At 40.6% G+C, this 17877-nt stretch carries 21 protein-coding genes, 1 rRNA gene and 1 riboswitch; of the genes, 20 read left to right on the plus strand and 2 right to left on the minus strand.

Annotation, left to right across the window (positions count from 1 at the left end; translation table 11 throughout):
- The first annotated feature begins 8 nt into the window (after window positions 1-8).
- Window positions 9-125, plus strand: a 5S ribosomal RNA gene (rrf, locus tag KJS58_RS21395).
- A 227-nt stretch (window positions 126-352) separates the two neighbouring features.
- A complete protein-coding gene (locus KJS58_RS21400) occupies window positions 353-727 on the plus strand; it encodes a hypothetical protein (protein WP_213535527.1) in 375 nt (124 codons plus the stop codon).
- Between the two features lie 108 nt (window positions 728-835).
- Here KJS58_RS21400 and KJS58_RS21405 read toward each other — a convergent pair whose 3' ends face one another.
- A complete protein-coding gene (locus KJS58_RS21405) occupies window positions 836-1357 on the minus strand; it encodes a hypothetical protein (RefSeq protein ID WP_213535528.1) in 522 nt (173 codons plus the stop codon).
- Between the two features lie 259 nt (window positions 1358-1616).
- On the opposite strand from KJS58_RS21405, the gene KJS58_RS21410 reads away from it, so the two are divergent.
- The 10 genes from KJS58_RS21410 to rsmI all read left to right on the plus strand — a co-directional run bounded on the left by KJS58_RS21410 (window position 1617) and on the right by rsmI (window position 9553).
- Window positions 1617-1814 carry a sigma factor G inhibitor Gin gene (locus tag KJS58_RS21410; protein ID WP_191804357.1) on the plus strand — a complete coding sequence of 66 codons (198 nt, stop codon included), beginning with the start codon at window positions 1617-1619 and terminating at the stop codon, window positions 1812-1814.
- 182 nt (window positions 1815-1996) lie between these two features.
- Window positions 1997-3511: an aminotransferase class I/II-fold pyridoxal phosphate-dependent enzyme gene (locus KJS58_RS21415; RefSeq protein ID WP_213535529.1), complete on the plus strand. Its 1515-nt coding sequence runs from the start codon at window positions 1997-1999 to the stop codon at window positions 3509-3511.
- A gap of 153 nt (window positions 3512-3664) precedes the next feature.
- Complete coding sequence (tmk, locus tag KJS58_RS21420; RefSeq protein WP_213535530.1) at window positions 3665-4300, plus strand: dTMP kinase; 636 nt, start codon at window positions 3665-3667, stop codon at window positions 4298-4300.
- A gap of 146 nt (window positions 4301-4446) precedes the next feature.
- On the plus strand, window positions 4447-4776 hold the full coding sequence (locus KJS58_RS21425) for a cyclic-di-AMP receptor (protein WP_160036695.1): 330 nt from the start codon (window positions 4447-4449) through the stop codon (window positions 4774-4776).
- Window positions 4777-4826: 50 nt separating this feature from the next.
- On the plus strand, window positions 4827-5270 hold the full coding sequence (locus tag KJS58_RS21430; RefSeq protein ID WP_213535531.1) for a YaaR family protein: 444 nt from the start codon (window positions 4827-4829) through the stop codon (window positions 5268-5270).
- A gap of 228 nt (window positions 5271-5498) precedes the next feature.
- Window positions 5499-6473, plus strand: a complete 975-nt coding sequence (holB, locus tag KJS58_RS21435) for a DNA polymerase III subunit delta' (RefSeq protein ID WP_213535532.1) — start codon at window positions 5499-5501, stop codon at window positions 6471-6473.
- A 149-nt stretch (window positions 6474-6622) separates the two neighbouring features.
- The gene (locus KJS58_RS21440) at window positions 6623-7423 is read left to right on the plus strand and encodes a PSP1 domain-containing protein (RefSeq protein ID WP_160036692.1); all 801 of its coding nucleotides are present in this window, start codon (window positions 6623-6625) and stop codon (window positions 7421-7423) included.
- 29 nt (window positions 7424-7452) lie between these two features.
- A complete protein-coding gene (yabA, locus tag KJS58_RS21445; RefSeq protein WP_160036691.1) occupies window positions 7453-7821 on the plus strand; it encodes a DNA replication initiation control protein YabA in 369 nt (122 codons plus the stop codon).
- Between the two features lie 77 nt (window positions 7822-7898).
- Window positions 7899-8669 (plus strand): tRNA1(Val) (adenine(37)-N6)-methyltransferase, encoded by a 771-nt coding sequence (locus KJS58_RS21450; RefSeq protein ID WP_213535533.1) that lies wholly within the window; start codon window positions 7899-7901, stop codon window positions 8667-8669.
- Entirely contained in the window at window positions 8666-9553 is an 888-nt protein-coding gene (gene rsmI / locus KJS58_RS21455) for a 16S rRNA (cytidine(1402)-2'-O)-methyltransferase (RefSeq protein WP_213535534.1), read from the plus strand. The genes KJS58_RS21450 and rsmI overlap by 4 nt, the downstream gene beginning before the upstream one ends.
- Window positions 9554-9750: 197 nt before the next feature.
- Here the strand turns inward: rsmI and KJS58_RS21460 are convergent, their stop codons facing one another.
- On the minus strand, window positions 9751-10005 hold the full coding sequence (locus tag KJS58_RS21460; RefSeq protein WP_047914173.1) for an AbrB/MazE/SpoVT family DNA-binding domain-containing protein: 255 nt from the start codon (window positions 10003-10005) through the stop codon (window positions 9751-9753).
- Window positions 10006-10354: 349 nt separating this feature from the next.
- On the opposite strand from KJS58_RS21460, the gene KJS58_RS21465 reads away from it, so the two are divergent.
- The 8 genes from KJS58_RS21465 (at window position 10355) to KJS58_RS21500 (ending at window position 17847) form a co-directional block, all read left to right on the plus strand.
- Window positions 10355-11635, plus strand: a complete 1281-nt coding sequence (locus tag KJS58_RS21465; protein ID WP_213535535.1) for an HD domain-containing protein — start codon at window positions 10355-10357, stop codon at window positions 11633-11635.
- 60 nt (window positions 11636-11695) lie between these two features.
- Window positions 11696-12460 (plus strand): TatD family hydrolase, encoded by a 765-nt coding sequence (locus KJS58_RS21470; RefSeq protein ID WP_213535537.1) that lies wholly within the window; start codon window positions 11696-11698, stop codon window positions 12458-12460.
- Between the two features lie 189 nt (window positions 12461-12649).
- A riboswitch (cyclic di-AMP (ydaO/yuaA leader) is annotated at window positions 12650-12866 on the plus strand.
- Window positions 12867-13137: 271 nt separating this feature from the next.
- Window positions 13138-14340: a resuscitation-promoting factor gene (locus tag KJS58_RS21475; RefSeq protein WP_213535539.1), complete on the plus strand. Its 1203-nt coding sequence runs from the start codon at window positions 13138-13140 to the stop codon at window positions 14338-14340.
- Window positions 14341-14506: 166 nt separating this feature from the next.
- Complete coding sequence (gene rnmV, locus KJS58_RS21480; protein WP_213535540.1) at window positions 14507-15052, plus strand: ribonuclease M5; 546 nt, start codon at window positions 14507-14509, stop codon at window positions 15050-15052.
- Window positions 15053-15065: 13 nt separating this feature from the next.
- Complete coding sequence (gene rsmA / locus KJS58_RS21485; protein WP_213535577.1) at window positions 15066-15947, plus strand: 16S rRNA (adenine(1518)-N(6)/adenine(1519)-N(6))-dimethyltransferase RsmA; 882 nt, start codon at window positions 15066-15068, stop codon at window positions 15945-15947.
- Window positions 15948-16048: 101 nt separating this feature from the next.
- On the plus strand, window positions 16049-16957 hold the full coding sequence (gene yabG / locus KJS58_RS21490; protein WP_213535541.1) for a sporulation peptidase YabG: 909 nt from the start codon (window positions 16049-16051) through the stop codon (window positions 16955-16957).
- A 252-nt stretch (window positions 16958-17209) separates the two neighbouring features.
- Window positions 17210-17488: a biofilm formation stimulator Veg gene (gene veg, locus KJS58_RS21495; protein ID WP_160036682.1), complete on the plus strand. Its 279-nt coding sequence runs from the start codon at window positions 17210-17212 to the stop codon at window positions 17486-17488.
- Window positions 17489-17670: 182 nt separating this feature from the next.
- Window positions 17671-17847: a small, acid-soluble spore protein, alpha/beta type gene (locus tag KJS58_RS21500; protein WP_105406382.1), complete on the plus strand. Its 177-nt coding sequence runs from the start codon at window positions 17671-17673 to the stop codon at window positions 17845-17847.
- Window positions 17848-17877: the final 30 nt, after the last annotated feature.

Raw genomic sequence — 17877 nt, forward strand, 5'->3', positions numbered from 1 at the left:
AAATCCTGTTTGGTGGCGATAGCGGAGGGGTTCCACACGTACCCATCCCGAACACGACCGTTAAGCCCTCCAGCGCCGATGGTACTTGGACCGCAGGGTCCTGGGAGAGTAGGACGTCGCCAAGCAAAGAACCACTGTCGATCAATCGATGGTGGTTTTTATTTTTTAAAAAGACTGTATTGAAAGAAGGTAGTAACATTTTTGTTACGGATTTACCCTTTTAAAAAGTTATAATAACTACGGGTTATAAAATAAAAGGGGTGGTATCATTTTCGCAACAAAGGGAGAATATCGGCTGCGATACAAAAAACTATGTCTCTATTGTCTGCTGTGCCTGAGTTTGTTGATGACAATGGGATGCAGCCAGAAAACTTCTTGGGAGTCATATGAAGAAGCAGCTAATGTTAAAGGTTTTCCTGTCCCAGAAGAAGCTAATCGAATGGATCGTGCAACAACTAATCCGGAAATGGATTACATACAATATTCGTTGCCAGGCGTGAGTAAGAACGATCAATTACCGGATCAATATATAAATGAAATTATAGAGTGGGGTTGGACTGAGGACGTAACTAGTGAACAATCTGATACTTCTGATCCAGCACCGCGTATTTTTGTAAAAGACACAACCAGAGTACATTTATCTTTGCATAATGGTTATTTAACAGTTCTTGTGCCTACACAAGATGCATCACTAACTAAACCCAAAATTGTAGATACAAATAATTAAGACCTTTCGTTTAGGAAAGGTCTTTTTTTATTCATTAAATTCATTATGTAACTACCAGGTAGTGAGTGTATTTTTAATAGGGGGCTATGTTGAGTTACCGCGAAGCCCCTACTGTATGTAGTATGAGATATCTTGATTTGTTATTTTTATAAGACCGTCTTTTCTTTCACGGATTAACCAGGTTATGCAGTAGAGCCTAGGGAGTAGCAACCAGAAGTGCCAGAATAATAAGTTAATGGAGAAAGCAATTGGGGCAGCTATGATAAAGATGAAGATGAGGATCAGGCTGATCCAAGTGATATGCAGGTGTATTTTTGAAAAAAAACGATAATTGACATATTGTTCTGGGATCATTCCCATCCAGGGCAGCTGCCATGTGAACCTCCACTTCTGTAAGTATCTTTTACTGAGGAGAAGGACAGAGCGGGATATAACGAAATGAGTCCAAATGATTGTAATGAATGATAATACATAGCAAAGTACTCCGAACCATGTGAAGAAGAGAAGACTAATGAACAGCATAATGATGGCCAAGCTCACATAACTCCAGATGACTGGGCGCGCTATGTAGCTTTTACGTAGAAGACGATAATGATAGTATGTAGCTTCTTCTCCGATGACTTCGGGCATTCTAATAAATCCTCCCTTACCTATGAACTGATTGACTACACTTATATTCTAAGGAACTTTTGAAACCTCTTTCATATATTGTATATCGGATAATGATATGGATAAATTTAAATGTTGTAAAGAAATAGGTACAGACACCCATTCTATATAGGATGAATAGCATAACCTATGATAAAGAAATGGTGTTTGACTATGAAAAGGTTTAAAATAGTAGAAACTGTACCATACTAATAGGAAAAGAAATAAAGGTGGGATAGTTATGGATGCACAGCAAATTCAGCCTAAACACAAATGTATTGTTTGTGAGCAGTCTAAAGAAGAAGGTATTTTTATTGTTTCTGAATTTATTTGTACAGATTGTGAGACCGAAATCGTGCACACGGACGCTCAAGATGCAAAATATCCTTTTTTTATTCATCAACTAAAGCAAATTTGGTTACAACAAAATAATGCATAATATATAATGCTCTTCTCCTTGAACTTTTAGTAAAGGCCTGAGAAGGCCTTTTTTTATATTTCTGGTTACGTATTATGTATTTCTATTTCATTTATTAACTTTTTATCTACGGTCGATGCTATTTTAATTTGAATACAATACAATATAGTTGTATCTATGAAAAGATCGGAAGGATTAAAGAAATGGACAATCACCAATTAAATAAAGATAAAGCTCCCTTATACGAGGCTTTGATTCAATATAGAAATTCAAAAAAACATACATACCATGTACCTGGTCATAAAAATGGGCAGGTTTATTCAAATCTTGCACAGGGCACATTGCTTCAAGAAGTAATGAAAATTGACGCTACAGAGATTACAGGCCTCGATGATCTGCATCATCCGGAATCCGTCATCAAGGAGGCACAGCAGCTAGCAGCCGATTGTTTTGGTGCAGAGGAAAGCTTCTTTCTTGTAGGAGGAAGCACCTCAGGTAATATTGCGCTGCTTCTTACGGTATGCACTGAACCAGGAGATCTTATACTTGTGCAGCGTAATGTTCATAAATCAGTAATTCATGGTCTCATGCTCGCTGGTGCACATGCAGTGTTTCTAGCTCCAGAGGTAGATCCATCAAGTGGCCTTGCTACAGCCCCAGCAAAATCAACGATTGAGGAAGCACTGCAGGCTTATCCGAATGCAAAAGGTGTATTTATTACCATGCCTAATTATTATGGGATGGGATTTGATTTATCTGATATTGCAGCAACTTGCCATAAGGCCGGTGTACCGCTTCTCGTGGACGAAGCACATGGAGCACATTATGGACAGCATCCTGCGTTGCCTGGGTCTGCCTTAACCGCAGGAGCCGATGGAGTGGTACAATCCACTCATAAGATGCTGTCAGCCATGACAATGGGTGCTATGCTTCATGTACAGGGTAACCTGCTGGATCGTGAGCTTCTGAAGCAGCGTTTGTCTATGATACAGAGTTCGAGTCCATCCTACCCCATTATGGCCTCTCTTGATCTTGCGCGCTTACATCTGCATAAGCATGGTGAGAAGGCCTTCTCTACTGGTCTCGCAGCTGTACACATGGTAAGAAGGGGAATCGAAGACTTGCCCCGTTTTGGTTTATTGGATCCTCTGAGAGAAGCGGAAGCATATACGGTTCAGGATCCTTTTAAACTCGTCATATATGATAAAGAGAAGCTGTTAAAAGGATATGAATTGCAGGATAAGCTGGAAGAGCAGGACTGCGTGCCTGAAATGAGTGACGAGACTTACGTTGTACTCCTCTTTAGTCTAGGTTCCACGGAGGAGGATGCTAGACACCTTTTGAAGGCCTTAGTGCATATATCATTAGAAGAGGGCCCTGAAGAAACAAAACAACATCATAAATCAGAGAGTACAGCTACACATCATGTTTCCACGTGGAACATTTTGCATTCTTCTGTCTATTCCTGTCCTGTTCCTTTTCATTTAGGTAAAATAAAGAAAGAACAGAAAGAGAAAATTAGTATTACAAAAGCATCTAACCGAATTAGTGCTGAGATGGTTATTCCCTATCCTCCAGGTATTCCTATATTGTATCCTGGAGAAGAAATTAGTGAGAACATGAGAAATCATCTGATAAAGCTACGGGATTCGGGAGCAAAAATTCAAGGCACTGCAGATTCGAGCTTAGAAACCATCTGGGTTATGGTAGAAGAGTAATTACTAACTGTATATAAGACCAAATCATCATTAGTAGAAATGATCGTATGGACTTAACCAAATCGTATTGTTATTATGAATGGTTCTCAACCATCTATGAACTAATAAATTACGTACTTATTGCTAAAAATTAAAGCCTAGGGGAGAGAAACATTGTCTAAAGGAATATTTATAACGCTTGAGGGTGGCGAAGGATCAGGTAAAACTACAATGATTGGACGTCTATCTAATTATTTAGAAGAAAGAAACATTGCTTATCTAGTAACTCGGGAGCCCGGAGGTATTGAAATAGCCGAAAAGATCAGGTCTATTATTTTAGATCCTGAACATACAGCTATGGATGCGAGAACAGAAGCCCTTCTATATGCAGCGGCACGCAGACAACATCTTGTCGAAAAAGTCATTCCAGCACTTGAAGAAGGGCTTATTGTATTATGTGATCGGTTTGTTGATAGTAGTCTGGTATATCAAGGGTACGCAAGAGGGATTGGTGAAGAGGAAATTCGTTCCATTAATCTTTTTGCGACGGAAGGTATTACTCCGAATGTTACGATTTACTTTGATGTTGATCCAGAGATTGGATTTGCACGAATAGCAGCCAATCAAGAAAGAGAAGTTAATCGTTTAGATTTGGAAAACCGTTTATTTCACGATAAGGTGAGAGCAGGTTACCTCAAATTAGTAGAGAATGAGCCGGAGAGAATAAAGATGATAGATGCTTCGTTGTCACCTGATGAAGTATTTTGTAGTTTAATTGCAAACCTTGATTGCGTATTAAAGGATATTTAGGGGTATATGTCTAATAAAGACTTAAACAGAGCAAGTTTGGACTCTGACAGTAAGGGAAACTGTTCAAGCAATGGAGAATAGGTTAGATATGAACAGACGAATTACATTTTGGGTATTATTTATTTCTACTTAGGAGGCGTTTTTCGATGAAACTTATCGTAGCCATTATTCAAGATAAAGATAGTAACCGTCTTTCCAGCGGTCTAGTGAAAGCTAACTTTCGCGCAACGAAGCTTGCCAGTACAGGTGGTTTTCTAAAAGCGGGAAATACAACGTTTATGATCGGGGTAGACGATGGTCAGGTAGAAGCCGTGATGAATGTAATTCGCAGCAGCTGTAAAGTAAGAGAACAACTTGTAACCCCTGTGACACCTATGAGTGGAACAACTGATTCATACTTACCGCTTCCAGTGGAAGTACAAGTGGGCGGAGCAACCGTATTCGTATTACCAGTCGATCGTTTCGAACATTTCTAATAGAAAGAATAAACACCCTAAGTTTGTTTTAGAAGAAAGCAGGGATACGTGTGAAAATCAACCCAGGATTTCGGCCGCTGCAGAATGGAATAAGCCCCTCTGATTCAGGTGCCAGACCTGTACAGAATAAGGAATTTACCGGCATGATGCAGCAACAGGCAGAGAGAGCATCGAATGAGGAGCTAACTCGCCGATTGAACGAAATTCAACTTCAGGGGGACCGGCTTGCACGTTCCATGACGATTCGTGAGTTAAAGGCGTATAAGCAACTCGTTAAGCGATTTCTAGAGGATACGGTAAGACAAGGCGTCAGCATGAAAGAATCTAGAGGTTGGGATCGAAGAGGACGCGGGAAACGTTATCTGCTTCTAGATGAGGTAGATGAGGTTTTGCTCAAAATGGCTGAAGAGATGCTTCAAACAGAACAAGGGAAGATGGAACTCCTTCAAAAAATTGGCGAGATTCGCGGAATGCTTATAAATCTCAGCTTTTGATAAATGTAGTGAAAGACAAGTGCACTCTAACTTGTCTTTTTTTATATATAGCGCTCCTTGTAAACTGGTAATTAATTTTATTATCATCCTAAAATTTATATTACCAGTGAACATGATATAATAGATAAAGATGATGATTTGTAATTCTTTTTTATGAAGAATTGAATTATATAGGATTGTCATACAAACATAATTCATGCGGCAATACAGCATGGGGAGGATCATCTCATGTCTTTTCGTGATATTATGGGCCAGGAAACAGCAAAACAAATGCTGCAAAGCGGACTTCGGCAACAATCAACCAGTCATGCCTACTTATTTAGTGGTCCTTCGGGCAGCGGGCAGCGACAAATGGCTACTGCATTAGCCCAAGCGATCTATTGTACTCGTCAGGAGGATGATGCGTGTGGAGAATGTCTGGAATGTCGTAAGGTGGAACACGGGAACCATCCGGATCTACATTATATAGAGCCTGAAGGGGCCAGCCTTAAGATTGATCAGATTCGTGAGCTGCAGAAAATTTTCAATTACCGGTCCGAGAACAACAATCGTAAAATTTACATTATAGATCAGGCAGATAAGATGACGACACAGGCTGCAAACAGCTTGCTAAAGTTTCTTGAAGAACCACAGGTACCCGCTGTAGGGATCTTAATAACAAGTAACAAAGGTGCTATGCTTCCAACAATTTTATCCAGGACACAAGAGGTTCCCTTTAAGGCACTTAGTCCGGAGCGAATCGAAGAGGTGTTTGTTAAAGAAGGATATTCACCTGCGCTTGTAAGAACTGCCGCATTTTTAACCTCAGGGTTAGAGTCATGCAAGAGTCTGCTTGACCAGAATTGGTTTGCAGAAATTAGAAATGTAATGTTACAATTAGGAGGAGAGTCACTGACGAGAGGCAGTATGTCACTAGTTTCTGCACAACAGAAACTTTTCAAGACAGGACTTTCTGAACATCTTGAACTGATGTTTGATATGTTCCATTTGTGGTTCAAGGACATGCTTTATGTAACTTACGGCAAGCAAGAGAACGTTATTTTTATAGATCAACTTAGTTCCATTTCTACGATAGCAAGAAGTCGTTCGACAGAGCAGTGGGTGTCTTATATGGATCTGGCTGCAGAATGTAGAAAGAAATTGCGTTCGAATATGAATGGACAACTATGTGTGGAGCAATTTTTGATTGGACTTGCAGCATAACTTTTTAAAAGGGTCTAGTCAGCAATAAGTATATTGTTTTGTTTTTTTATTCTTTACCCTAGCAATGTCTTAACATAATACGCTTTGATTGCGGTCTTTCATTTAAAGGCTTCAATAGAGGTTTTATTGTATACAAGGGGGTTAATTTTTTGTACAGTGTAGTCGGTGTCCGTTTCAAAAAAGCGGGCAAAATTTATTACTTTGATCCCCTCGATCTTCCTATTGAAAAGGATTCTAGCGTTATTGTAGAGACCGCTCGCGGGATTGAGTACGGCAAAGTAGTTATAGGTAAGAAGGAAGTCGGGGAATCTGACGTCGTATTGCCTCTCAAAAAGGTCATTCGTATTGCAGGTGAAGCGGATGCCAAAGTAGTGGAAGAGAATAAGCTCGCAGCAAAGGACGCATTTGGAACCTGTTTAAATAAAATCAGAGACCATGGCCTCAAAATGAAGCTGGTTGATGTCGAATTTACTTTTGATCGCAATAAGATCATATTTTACTTTACGGCAGAAGGCCGTGTAGATTTTAGAGAACTGGTAAAAGATTTGGCAAGTATTTTCCGTACTCGAATTGAATTGCGCCAGATTGGTGTGCGTGATGAGGCGAAAATGCTTGGAGGAATAGGTCCTTGTGGACGAGTACTATGTTGTTCCTCTTGGCTCGGGGATTTTGAACCCGTATCCATCAAAATGGCGAAGGATCAGAGCCTCTCGCTCAATCCAACCAAAATATCAGGACTTTGTGGAAGACTTATGTGTTGCTTGAAATTTGAGCATGATAACTATGAGAGTGTTAAAGAGGAGATGCCAGCAGTAGGAAAACTTGTGGTTACCTCACTTGGTGAAGGTAAAGTTGTTGGAATACATGCAGGTAATCGAACCATTCATGTTCAGTTGTTTGAAATAAATAAAGTGAAAGAACTTTCAATGGATGACGTTGTCATCAAGTAAACCATTATGTTTGCTTTCGGGGTGGGATTTTGGAGAAGAAAACAGTTTTTGCACACATTCTTGAAATGGAAACACAAATGGGACAAATGAGCAGTGATCTGGGAGAGCTGAAAATGATCGTAAAGGAATTGCTCGAAGAAAACCAGCGTATCACACTAGAGAACGAGCAACTTCGTAAGGTGTTAAAACGTGGGGCTTCTGCCGAGAAGGCGGCTCCTACACCCAAGACTCCTCTACCTCAGACTCATGTCCTTGAGCCAGAAGAAGATGTTGTTGGTGAAGGTCATGACAACTTGGCTCGACTGTATTATGAAGGTTTTCATATTTGTAATGTCTATTATGGTCATTTACGAACGGAAGGCGATTGTCTGTTCTGTCTATCATTTTTGAATAAGTAATGAGCCGTAGGGGTTCCCTACGGTTTTTTTTTAGGGATCAGGAACGATATTAAGGGTAAGGCAGGGAAGAGATAATAATGAAAAGAAACGAAATTTTTCTACATCCTTCTGAACGATTAGATGATCTTCTTACGCATGATCTACAGATCATTCAGAGCGATGAGGTTTTTAGTTTTTCTATGGATGCAGTCCTCTTAGCAAGGTTTGCAGGGATTCCGAAAAGAGGAAAAATTCTAGATATATGCACGGGTAACGGGGTTATCCCTATTCTGTTAACCACTCGAACAAAGGCTTCTATTGATGCAGTGGAGATTCAGCCCAGATTAGCAGAAATGGCAAGACGAAGTGTGCGATTAAATCAGCTGGATGAGCAGATCCAAATTTACGAGGGGGATGTGCGGAATTTTGCGGAACAGATTGGTTATGGTAAGTATGATGCAATCACAGTGAATCCGCCTTATATGCCGCTCAATGGAAGTGACATTAAGCTGAGTATACATCAAGCTACAGCAAGGCATGAACTGAATGGAACACTGGAAGACATGATAAAAGCTTGCATGCACCTTGTGCGTACAGGCGGCAAAGTCTCTATGGTCCATAAACCACAGCGTATCGGAGAAATTATTACGCTTATGCGGAAATACCGATTAGAACCTAAACGTATTCGTATGGTTCACCCTAGGATTGATAAAGAGGCAAACATGGTGCTAATTGAAGCTTTACGTGATGGAAAACCGGATGTAAGAATGCTCCCACCTCTAATTGTCTATAACGAAGAGGGACAATACTGTGAGGAGATTATGAACATCTATTATGGTGAGCACAATCTAGAGGAGGAGAATAAATGAAATTTCAGGTACAAAAAAGTTTTGATAGTCAGATACAGACAGGAACACTCTATTTAGTTGCTACACCTATAGGTAATTTAAATGATATGACTTATCGTGCGGTTCAAACATTGAAAGATTGCGACATTATTGCAGCAGAGGACACAAGGATGACAAGAAAATTACTTAGTCATTTTGAGATTAGTCCAGAGCTTTTATTTAGTTATCATGAACATAATAAGGCTGCAAGTGGTCCGGAGCTGATACGTTATATAATAGAAGGAAAAAATTTGGCGCTCGTTAGTGATGCAGGAATGCCGGCTATTTCAGACCCTGGTTCTGATCTCGTTGCGCTGGCAATTGAAGCAGGCATTCCCGTCGTTACTGTACCGGGTGCGAATGCAGCTTTATCTGCTCTCATTGCATCAGGTTTACCTACAGAAAGGTTTACGTTTATTGGCTTCTTACCGCGTGATAAAAAAGATATGCAAAAGGTTTTAGAAACAGTAGGCTATTCCCAAGGAACGTTAATCTTCTATGAATCTCCGCACCGCGTACTGAAAACATTAACAGTATTACTTGAGAGTTATGGCAATCGAAAAGTCGTTCTCGCTAGAGAACTGACGAAGCGACATGAGGAATATGTAAGGGGAAGCATTCAGGAATGTATAGAATGGCTTGAGGAAAATCCACCGATTGGAGAGTACTGTGTCATTGTGGAAGGAATGAGTGCCGAGGAAGAACATACGCTGCAGAATGAATGGTGGCAAAACCTAGAGTTAGGTCAGCATGTAGAGCATTATGAAAACGAAGGATTATCCCGAAAGGATGCAATGAAAAAAACAGCGTCTGATCGTGGATTGTCAAAAAGAGATATCTACAATGCCTTATTAAAAGAAGAATAATGAATTTCAGAAATCAAAAAATGCCTTCACCGGTTACATAGTAACCGAGGAAGGCATTAAGGATTATAAAAAGGTTAGAGATAACCGTAGTTAAGACTAAAATCAAAAAAAGAAAAGCACTATATATAAAATAGAGAAATCTATAATTTAATTTAAAATGATAGCTTTTCTATAGCATCTTTTATAACCAATATTCCTTAATTTGTCACAGGTGCAGGGATTTCAGAAATACATTCGTGACAAACAATTTTTCCTTTGAAGTAAGTTACGTTCTCTGCATTACCACAGAAGATACAAGCAGGCTCATATTTTTTGAGCATGATGCGCTCTCCATCAACATAAATTTCCAGAGCGTCTTTTTCTCCGATGCCTAGTGTACGACGCAGCTCGATAGGGATAACCACCCGTCCTAGTTCATCAACTTTTCTTACAATACCTGTAGATTTCATCATAAATTTGTTGCTCCTCTCGCCATCACTTATAATTGCATTATTCGACATTATTTTATCTTTTATGCTAATCATCATACCAACCATTCCCAAATCAGTCAACATTAAAAATGACTTATTAGATTAATATTTAATGAGCATCTATGAAAAGGACTGGTTTATCTATGATTTTCACTGTCGCTTTTATTATTATAACGCTTGTCGATTTGGAAATCAAAACTATAGCCTAATTCGACACAAAATGTCGTAAAATGTCGAAAAAAATAATAAATAGTTGACTATAAGTCGAAATTGTTGTAAGGGTTGCGCGCAATTGAATTTTAATTCATTATCTTGAGGAGGATTGAGACATATGCAACTAAAACTAACTGAAGAAAAGGTTTTTAAAGATCCAGTTCATAATTATGTGCATGTTAAAGATCCGATTATCTGGCAGCTAATCAATACCCCTGAATTTCAACGTCTTCGTCGAATTAGACAGCTGGGGACTTCCTATCTGACTTTTCATGGAGCTGAACATAGCCGTTTCTCCCATTCGCTCGGTGTTTATGAAATTACGAGAAAAATTATTTCGCAATTTGAGCGAAGTGGTTATACAGACTGGCCAACAGAAGAGAAACTTGTCGCACTTTGTGCGGCTCTGCTGCATGATGTGGGTCATGGACCTTTTTCACATTCTATAGAAGAAGCATTTGATATGAACCATGAAGAGTGGACATGTAAAATTATTATGGGAGATACGGAGATTGGGGCGATTCTAAGAACGGTTGCACCTGATTTTCCAGAGAAGATAGCTTCTGTCATTGAAAAGACCTACGATAAACCAATTGTAGTAAACCTTGTGTCGAGTCCACTTGATGCAGATCGTATGGATTATTTATTACGAGATGCTTATTACACGGGGGTAAACTATGGCACGATTGACCTCGATCGAATCCTAAGAATGTTGCGTCCGTATCATGGCAGGGTTGTCGTAAAGGATTCAGGAATGCATGCGGTAGAAGATTATCTAATGGCTCGTTATCAAATGTATTGGCAAGTATATTTTCATCCTGTAACCCGCAGTTCAGAAATTATTCTTCGTCAAATCTTTAGAAGAGCAAAAGAGCTTGTTCAAAGCGAATATTCATTCGGTTTTATGTTACCCTCACTCCTTTCCCTCATTAAAGGGAATATTACGGTACAAGAATATCTTCGTATTGATGAGTCCATTATACAAACTGCATTTAACCAGTGGACTGAAGAGAAGGATGAATTGCTACGAGATCTATGTACGCGATTTCTAGATCGAAAACTGTATAAATATGTAGAAGTGGATCTTATGTCAGCTGATGAAATCACGGAAATCACACAGGCTTTTGAAGATGTGGGCCTTAATCCAGAGTATGACCTGGAAATTGATTTTCCATCTGATCTGCCGTATGATGTGTTTCGTCCGGATGATGAGGATAGCCAAAAGCAAATTATTATCATCGACAAACAAGAACGTCTACGCGATATCTCAGAAGTATCTGAAATCGTTCGGTCCATCAGCGGCATTCAGCGAGGCAAGTACCATCTATACTTTCCAGAAGAAAAAGTGAGGACAGTTCTTGGTCAACTACCACCTCAAATCGCAAAAATATTTTCCTAAGCATGTAATGTTCTTTAGAATAGATACTTTTCATTCATAGCAAGAGAGGAGCACAAAACGATGTTATTTGACACACATACGCATTTAGATGCAGCAGAATTTGACAACGATCGAGAAGAAGTAATCCAGCGTGCTCTCGATGCGGGAGTAACTCGGATGGTAAATATCGGTTTTAACCGCGAAACGATACCGACAACCATGGAACTTGTCGAAAAGTACGATTTCATCTATGGAGCTGTTGGCTGGCATCCGGTAGATGCTATTACGATGAAGGATGGAGACCTGGAGTGGATCGCTTCTTTGTGTGAGCATGAGAAAGTGGTAGCAATCGGGGAGATTGGACTAGACTACCACTGGGATACTTCTCCAAAAGACATTCAGCATACGGTTTTACGGCGTCAAATTGGACTTGCTAGAGAAATCAGCATGCCGATTATAATTCATAATCGAGATGCTCATGAGGATATAGTTAAAATCCTGCGTGAAGAAAAAGCCCATGAGGTCGGCGGGATCATGCACTCTTTCTCAGGAAGCTGGGAAACGGCACAAATGTGTCTTGATATGGGATTCCATCTTTCGTTTGGGGGCCCTATCACTTTTAAGAATGCGAAACAGCCGAAAGAGGTACTTGCCAAGGTACCTATGGATCGATTGTTGATTGAGACGGACTCTCCATACCTGACACCACATCCATATCGCGGAAAGCGAAATGAAACGGGACATGTGGCGCTCGTGGCAGAAGCTGCAGCGTCTTTAAAAGGGGTATCTGTAGAGGAAATCGGGCAGATTACGACTCAAAATGCACTGGAACTATTTGGAATATAGTTCATATTTGGAGCAAAACAGATGAAATAGTGAGTAAACAAGAGCGATTCACCTTTTTGGAAGGCTTTTCACGTGTTTATTACAAAGTTTTAACCATTTATTTAGAAAAACGTACTTGAATACGGCTTTACAACATGCATACAAACAGGATATCATCGTCTCAGTGAAATGTTGAAATATTCACTTCGTGTGTTATTCTCGCTGAATTCTTCAAAAACCGAAGAGCGGGGGAACCAATAAGTTGGTCTTATAAGCTTGTAGCTTTATACTTTAGACCATCATATTTGATTTCATTTTGAGTCTTGGGGTGAAGGAAAAGGCACTAGCCATGAGCTAATGACCTGATCCAGGGCGACTCTTGCGTCCCAATCCGACAGCTAACTCCGTAAGCGTATAAAGAGGTAAACTCGCGTTTGATGTTTCCGGTTATTCTTATGATCTTATCCGGAAGCCATGAGAGAGCTCCTCATAAACTCTCTACTGGCTTTTTGTTTTAGGAGAATAAAAGTTACAACCTCGTCATACTGTTGGTTAACAGGAGGAAACATCATGCCGCGAAGAGTGGCACATGGTGCAGAAACAGAAGCAATCTGATTCTGTATACAAATGTTATAGTCGCGTCAAAATACAATCATGCATTACTCTTGACGGCGGGACTACGAAGGAGGACGGAGTAAGTGGGAAATTTCCAACCAGAGGAGACCCATGAGTCACCATCATCCAGCAAGTCTTACGCGTTGCGATGGAAGCATGAGAATCTGCGTCAAATGATATTAGTCGCAATCTTCTCAATCGCACTGTTAGTTATGGTCTCTCTTATTGTTTACAGTCAGGGAGGTAAGGAAATTTCACTAGTCGTGGATGGCAAGGTCCAAACGCTGGAAACTCGTGAGGGTATGCTTAATGAAGTGCTGGATGAGCATGCAATCACAGTAAGCCCCCATGATGAGATTTCGATGCCGCTGAATGGAGCAATCGAAGATGGAGATCAAGTTACCATTAAACGAGCTGTTGCCGTGAACGTAACAGCAGATGGAAAAACGGAACAAATTTATACGACAAAGGATACAGTCCAGGAAGCGCTTCAAAATGAGGGCGTGAAGGTATCAGAAGATGATAAAGTATATCCTTCTGTGGACACCGCGGTGAAAGCAGATCTTAATATTAAAATTGTCCGGGTAGCGAAACAAACGGCAAAACAAGAAGTTGCGATTCCTTATAAAGTAATCAAAACTGCTGACCCTAGCTTGTACAAAGGGGATAACCGCGTAATACAAAATGGGCAAGAAGGTGTGATGGTTCAAACCATCGAGAAAGTGTTCCAGGATGGTAAATTGGTATCCAAGAAAATGACAGGCAAGACCGTTTCGAAGAATCGTGTCGATAAGGTCATTGCTGTCGGGTCCAAGAAAAAGCCGGAGCCTAAACCTGAACCTAAGCCCGAGACACTTGTGGCAGCAGCTAGTACATCAAATGTAAGTAACAAATCTTTATCAGATAAAGTGAAGAAGGTATCTTCCTCTTCTTCAAGCAGTGATACAATAACGAAAGACGGCGTTTCTTTTAAAGCGAAAAAAGTACTTAATAATGTTTCTATGACAGCTTATTCTTCGGAAGAAGAAGGCATAGGAACAAAAACAGCATCCGGTACTCGTGTACAGGAAGGTCGCACAATTGCTGTTGATCCAAATGTGATACCACTTGGATGGTGGGTTTATATTGAAGGCGTCGGGTTCCGCCGTGCTGAAGATACGGGCGGTGCTATTAAAGGAAATAAAATAGACGTCTATTATGACAGTCTGGACCAAGCCTTGACTTTTGGCCGTAAAAAGGGAAAAACCGTGTATGTCATTGGTCCTGTGAAGCCGGAACTGAACTAAAATATAATTTACAATGCATCACTAATGCTATAGTATTAACAACATGATTCGGTGATGCTATATAAGGTGAACGGAAGTTTAGACCACAGGTCTATCGTTTGCCTCTTACATGCAGAAGAGGAAATTTTCCTCTTCTCTTTTTGTTTAGAAAGGAAGACAAGCGGTCATGATTAAAGAAATTATTGTCGTTGAAGGCAGAGATGATACCGTAGCAATTAAACGGGCTGTAGATGCAGACACCATTGAAACGGGAGGCTCTGCTATTAATGCTCAAATTTTGAGAAAAATCGAACTTGCCCAGCAGAGAAGGGGTGTAATTGTACTTACAGATCCTGATCATGCTGGAGAACGCATTCGTAAAATAATAGCGAATAAAATTCCCGGGGTAAGTCATGCTTTCATAAAAGAAAAAGATGCGACTCGTAAAGGCGATATTGGCGTTGAGAATGCTTCACCGGAAGCGATTCGTCAGGCGTTATCCCGGGCTCATACAGCGTATGAGGCAGCTAAGCCGCTTATCGACTGGCAGGATTTGATCGAAGCAGGGCTTATTGTACACCCCGATGCTGCTTCTCGGCGTATGGAGCTTGGTAACATTTTGGGAATTGGTTATTGTAATGGAAAACAGTTATATAAAAGATTGACGATGTTTCAGATTAGTCGTGAAGAGTTTGTAAATGCACTTGAGCAAATTGAACAAAAAGGATTGTGAGAATGTGAAGGGTATGGATGAAATTGCAACACCAAGGCGGACAAAAGAGATTATTGCAAGACACGGATTTTCTTTCAAGAAAAGCTTGGGACAAAACTTTCTTATTGATCAGAACATCCTCCACAAAATTGTAGATGCTGCAAATCTGGATGAAAACAAAGGTGCGCTGGAGATTGGACCAGGTATTGGAGCACTGACTGAAAAACTGGCACAGGCAGCTAAGAAAGTAACTGCAGTGGAAATTGATCAGCGCCTGATTCCAATTTTGCGAGAAGTACTTGAACCTTATCCTAATATATATTTACATCACGGAGATGTTCTTAAAACAGATTTACCTGAATTATTTAAAGAAAATTTTAGTGATGTCGATCAAGTCAGCGTCGTGGCTAACCTCCCATATTACGTGACGACTCCCATTCTGATGAAGCTGCTTGAAGAGAAGCTGCCCATCGACAACATTGTGGTTATGATTCAGAAAGAGGTAGCAGAGAGAATGGCTGCATCTCCAGGAACAAAAGATTACGGTACCCTTAGTATTGCTGTGCAATATTACAGTGAGCCAAAGCTAGTGTGCATCGTACCGCATACGGTCTTTATACCTCAGCCTAATGTAGAGTCTGCCGTTATTCGATTGAAGGTAAGGGAAAAGCCTCCTGTTGAGGTGATAAGCGAAAAACACTTCTTCGAAGTGGTTCATGCTTCTTTTGCTCAGCGGCGGAAGACGATAGCAAACAACTTGAAAAGTCGTTTCTTTACAAAAGAAAACAAAGATGAATTAGAACCGCTTCTGCTTAAGGCCGGTATTGAACCGACTAGACGCGGGGAAACACTCAGTATCGAGGAGTATGCTCGTTTGAGTGCTGTTTTACTGGAAGCAGGCATAGGTACGGAGTAAACTTATATTTCGCTGCGAAGATCTAAGAATCCATATTTTTTATCACCTACGAACCAAAGCAGGGGGATGCCCATACCATAGGGTTAGAGGTGATAATGTTGATGAATTTAGGAGACTTGGTCATTCGGAAGTCGTACGGTGGTGACGTTACTTTCCGGGTAGAGGGCCTCCAGGAGGATAAAGCGGTGATTAAAGGAACCGAGTTTAGGCTTCTTGCCGATTCCCCCCTGGATGATCTGGTGAAAGTGCCGTACGAACCAGAGACGAAAAAAACAAGATTGGCTCATATTAAAGCCAATGAATCGTATTCGCTGCTTCAGCAGCATCGCAAGGAACAGGCGCAGCGTAATCAGGCAGGGCTTATTGATGATTGGAACCATACAGCAGTAAAGGCAGAAACTCCTTCGTATTTTGAGATGCCAGGTAAGGTGTTGCATTTGGATGGTGACCCCAATTACTTAAAGAAAAGTATGGCACTTTACGAAAGGCTGCGTGTACCGGCTGAAGGACATTTTGTACATGAAGGATCTATGGCAGATACTCTTTACCGCTTACTGCCGCGTTCCCGTCCAGACATTGTTGTTATTACAGGACATGATGGCGTTTTGAAGAGTAGGCAGCCGTATGATCTATACAACATCAATCATTATAAAAACTCAGCTAATTTCATTGCTGCTATACAAGTAGCAAGACAATATGAGTGGCATCTTGATGCACTCACTATTGTGGCGGGGGCATGTCAGTCTCATTTTGAGGCGCTGATCCGTGCGGGTGCTAATTTTGCTAGTTCACCTAGCCGAGTACTTATTCATGCTCTTGATCCGGTATACGTCGCGGCTAAGGCTGCTTTTACTTCTGTCAAAGATACAATGAATATGAATGACATCGTTCATCATACTATTACAGGAAGTGAAGGAATAGGCGGTCTTGAATCCAAAGGAAGTTACCGAATCGGCCTGCCTCCATTACAAGATTTATCGACTTTAAAGGTTACGCCGGCGGCAATCTAAAATCTGTGAATGAATCTTTTGAAGCTTTCTTGAGAACAGATTCCTTTAATGGAATCTGTTCTTTTATTTCATATAACAACATACTAACAAAATGAGCGGCAATATTTCATAAAAATGATTTGAATAAATTTAGATTTCGCTAAAAAATTCGTTGACAACATATTTTTGATACTGATATAATTATTTATTTAATTTGACAATACATATGAAACGTTGTATAATGGACAAGAGGAAAGAGGTGGTCGTTACACGATGGCTAAAAATACGCTATTGGATATTAAACGAAGTCTCGACGCTCACGTTGGTCAGAAGATCTTGCTTCGTGCGAACGGCGGACGCCGTAAGACAATTGAGCGGACCGGTGTACTCGAAGAAACGTACCCTTCTGTTTTTATTGTCAAGCTAGATCAAGAACAACAAACGTTTAAACGAGTGTCTTACAGTTACGCCGATATTTTAACTGAATCTGTACAAGTTTCAATTTTTGATCCTGAGCAGGTTGCAAGTGAAATATCGTATACCGAAGTGTAGGCATGATTTTTGTAAGGTGGTCTTATCCTGTTTAGCAGGGTGAGGCCATTTTTTTGTATGAGGAGAAGTTTTAGGAGAACGTCGCGTCTTTATAGTGACAAGTGTCAATGCATAATGTTTCTGTACTACAGAGATACTAATGGTGCAGGAAATTATCAGTCCCCTTATAAGGAGGAACCATCATGAGCCGCAGAAGACGCAGTGTAATGTCAGAGGAACTTAAGAATGAGCTTGCAAAAGACTTGGGGTTCTATGATACCGTCCAGCAGGAAGGCTGGGGAGGCATCAAGGCCAAGGATGCAGGGAATATGGTAAAGCGGGCCATTCAGCTCGCTGAACAGGCTGCGAGAAAGTCCTAGAAGGAATAATAGCATTAGACTCCCTGAATG

This window comes from Paenibacillus sp. J45TS6 (assembly GCF_018403285.1).
GTDB lineage: Bacteria > Bacillota > Bacilli > Paenibacillales > Paenibacillaceae > Paenibacillus.

What these genes read in the sequence shown, in the direction of transcription:
- KJS58_RS21400 (WP_213535527.1), top strand. Translation starts at nt 353, where the DNA reads ATGGGATGCAGCCAGAAAACTTCTTGGGAGTCATATGAAGAAGCAGCT.
- KJS58_RS21405 (WP_213535528.1), bottom strand. Translation starts at nt 1,357, where the DNA reads ATGCCCGAAGTCATCGGAGAAGAAGCTACATACTATCATTATCGTCTT.
- KJS58_RS21410 (WP_191804357.1), top strand. Translation starts at nt 1,617, where the DNA reads ATGGATGCACAGCAAATTCAGCCTAAACACAAATGTATTGTTTGTGAG.
- KJS58_RS21415 (WP_213535529.1), top strand. Translation starts at nt 1,997, where the DNA reads ATGGACAATCACCAATTAAATAAAGATAAAGCTCCCTTATACGAGGCT.
- KJS58_RS21425 (WP_160036695.1), top strand. Translation starts at nt 4,447, where the DNA reads ATGAAACTTATCGTAGCCATTATTCAAGATAAAGATAGTAACCGTCTT.
- holB (WP_213535532.1), top strand. Translation starts at nt 5,499, where the DNA reads ATGTCTTTTCGTGATATTATGGGCCAGGAAACAGCAAAACAAATGCTG.
- KJS58_RS21450 (WP_213535533.1), top strand. Translation starts at nt 7,899, where the DNA reads ATGAAAAGAAACGAAATTTTTCTACATCCTTCTGAACGATTAGATGAT.
- rsmI (WP_213535534.1), top strand. Translation starts at nt 8,666, where the DNA reads ATGAAATTTCAGGTACAAAAAAGTTTTGATAGTCAGATACAGACAGGA.
- KJS58_RS21460 (WP_047914173.1), bottom strand. Translation starts at nt 10,005, where the DNA reads ATGATGAAATCTACAGGTATTGTAAGAAAAGTTGATGAACTAGGACGG.
- KJS58_RS21465 (WP_213535535.1), top strand. Translation starts at nt 10,355, where the DNA reads ATGCAACTAAAACTAACTGAAGAAAAGGTTTTTAAAGATCCAGTTCAT.
- KJS58_RS21470 (WP_213535537.1), top strand. Translation starts at nt 11,696, where the DNA reads ATGTTATTTGACACACATACGCATTTAGATGCAGCAGAATTTGACAAC.
- rnmV (WP_213535540.1), top strand. Translation starts at nt 14,507, where the DNA reads ATGATTAAAGAAATTATTGTCGTTGAAGGCAGAGATGATACCGTAGCA.
- rsmA (WP_213535577.1), top strand. Translation starts at nt 15,066, where the DNA reads ATGGATGAAATTGCAACACCAAGGCGGACAAAAGAGATTATTGCAAGA.
- yabG (WP_213535541.1), top strand. Translation starts at nt 16,049, where the DNA reads ATGAATTTAGGAGACTTGGTCATTCGGAAGTCGTACGGTGGTGACGTT.
- veg (WP_160036682.1), top strand. Translation starts at nt 17,210, where the DNA reads ATGGCTAAAAATACGCTATTGGATATTAAACGAAGTCTCGACGCTCAC.
- KJS58_RS21500 (WP_105406382.1), top strand. Translation starts at nt 17,671, where the DNA reads ATGAGCCGCAGAAGACGCAGTGTAATGTCAGAGGAACTTAAGAATGAG.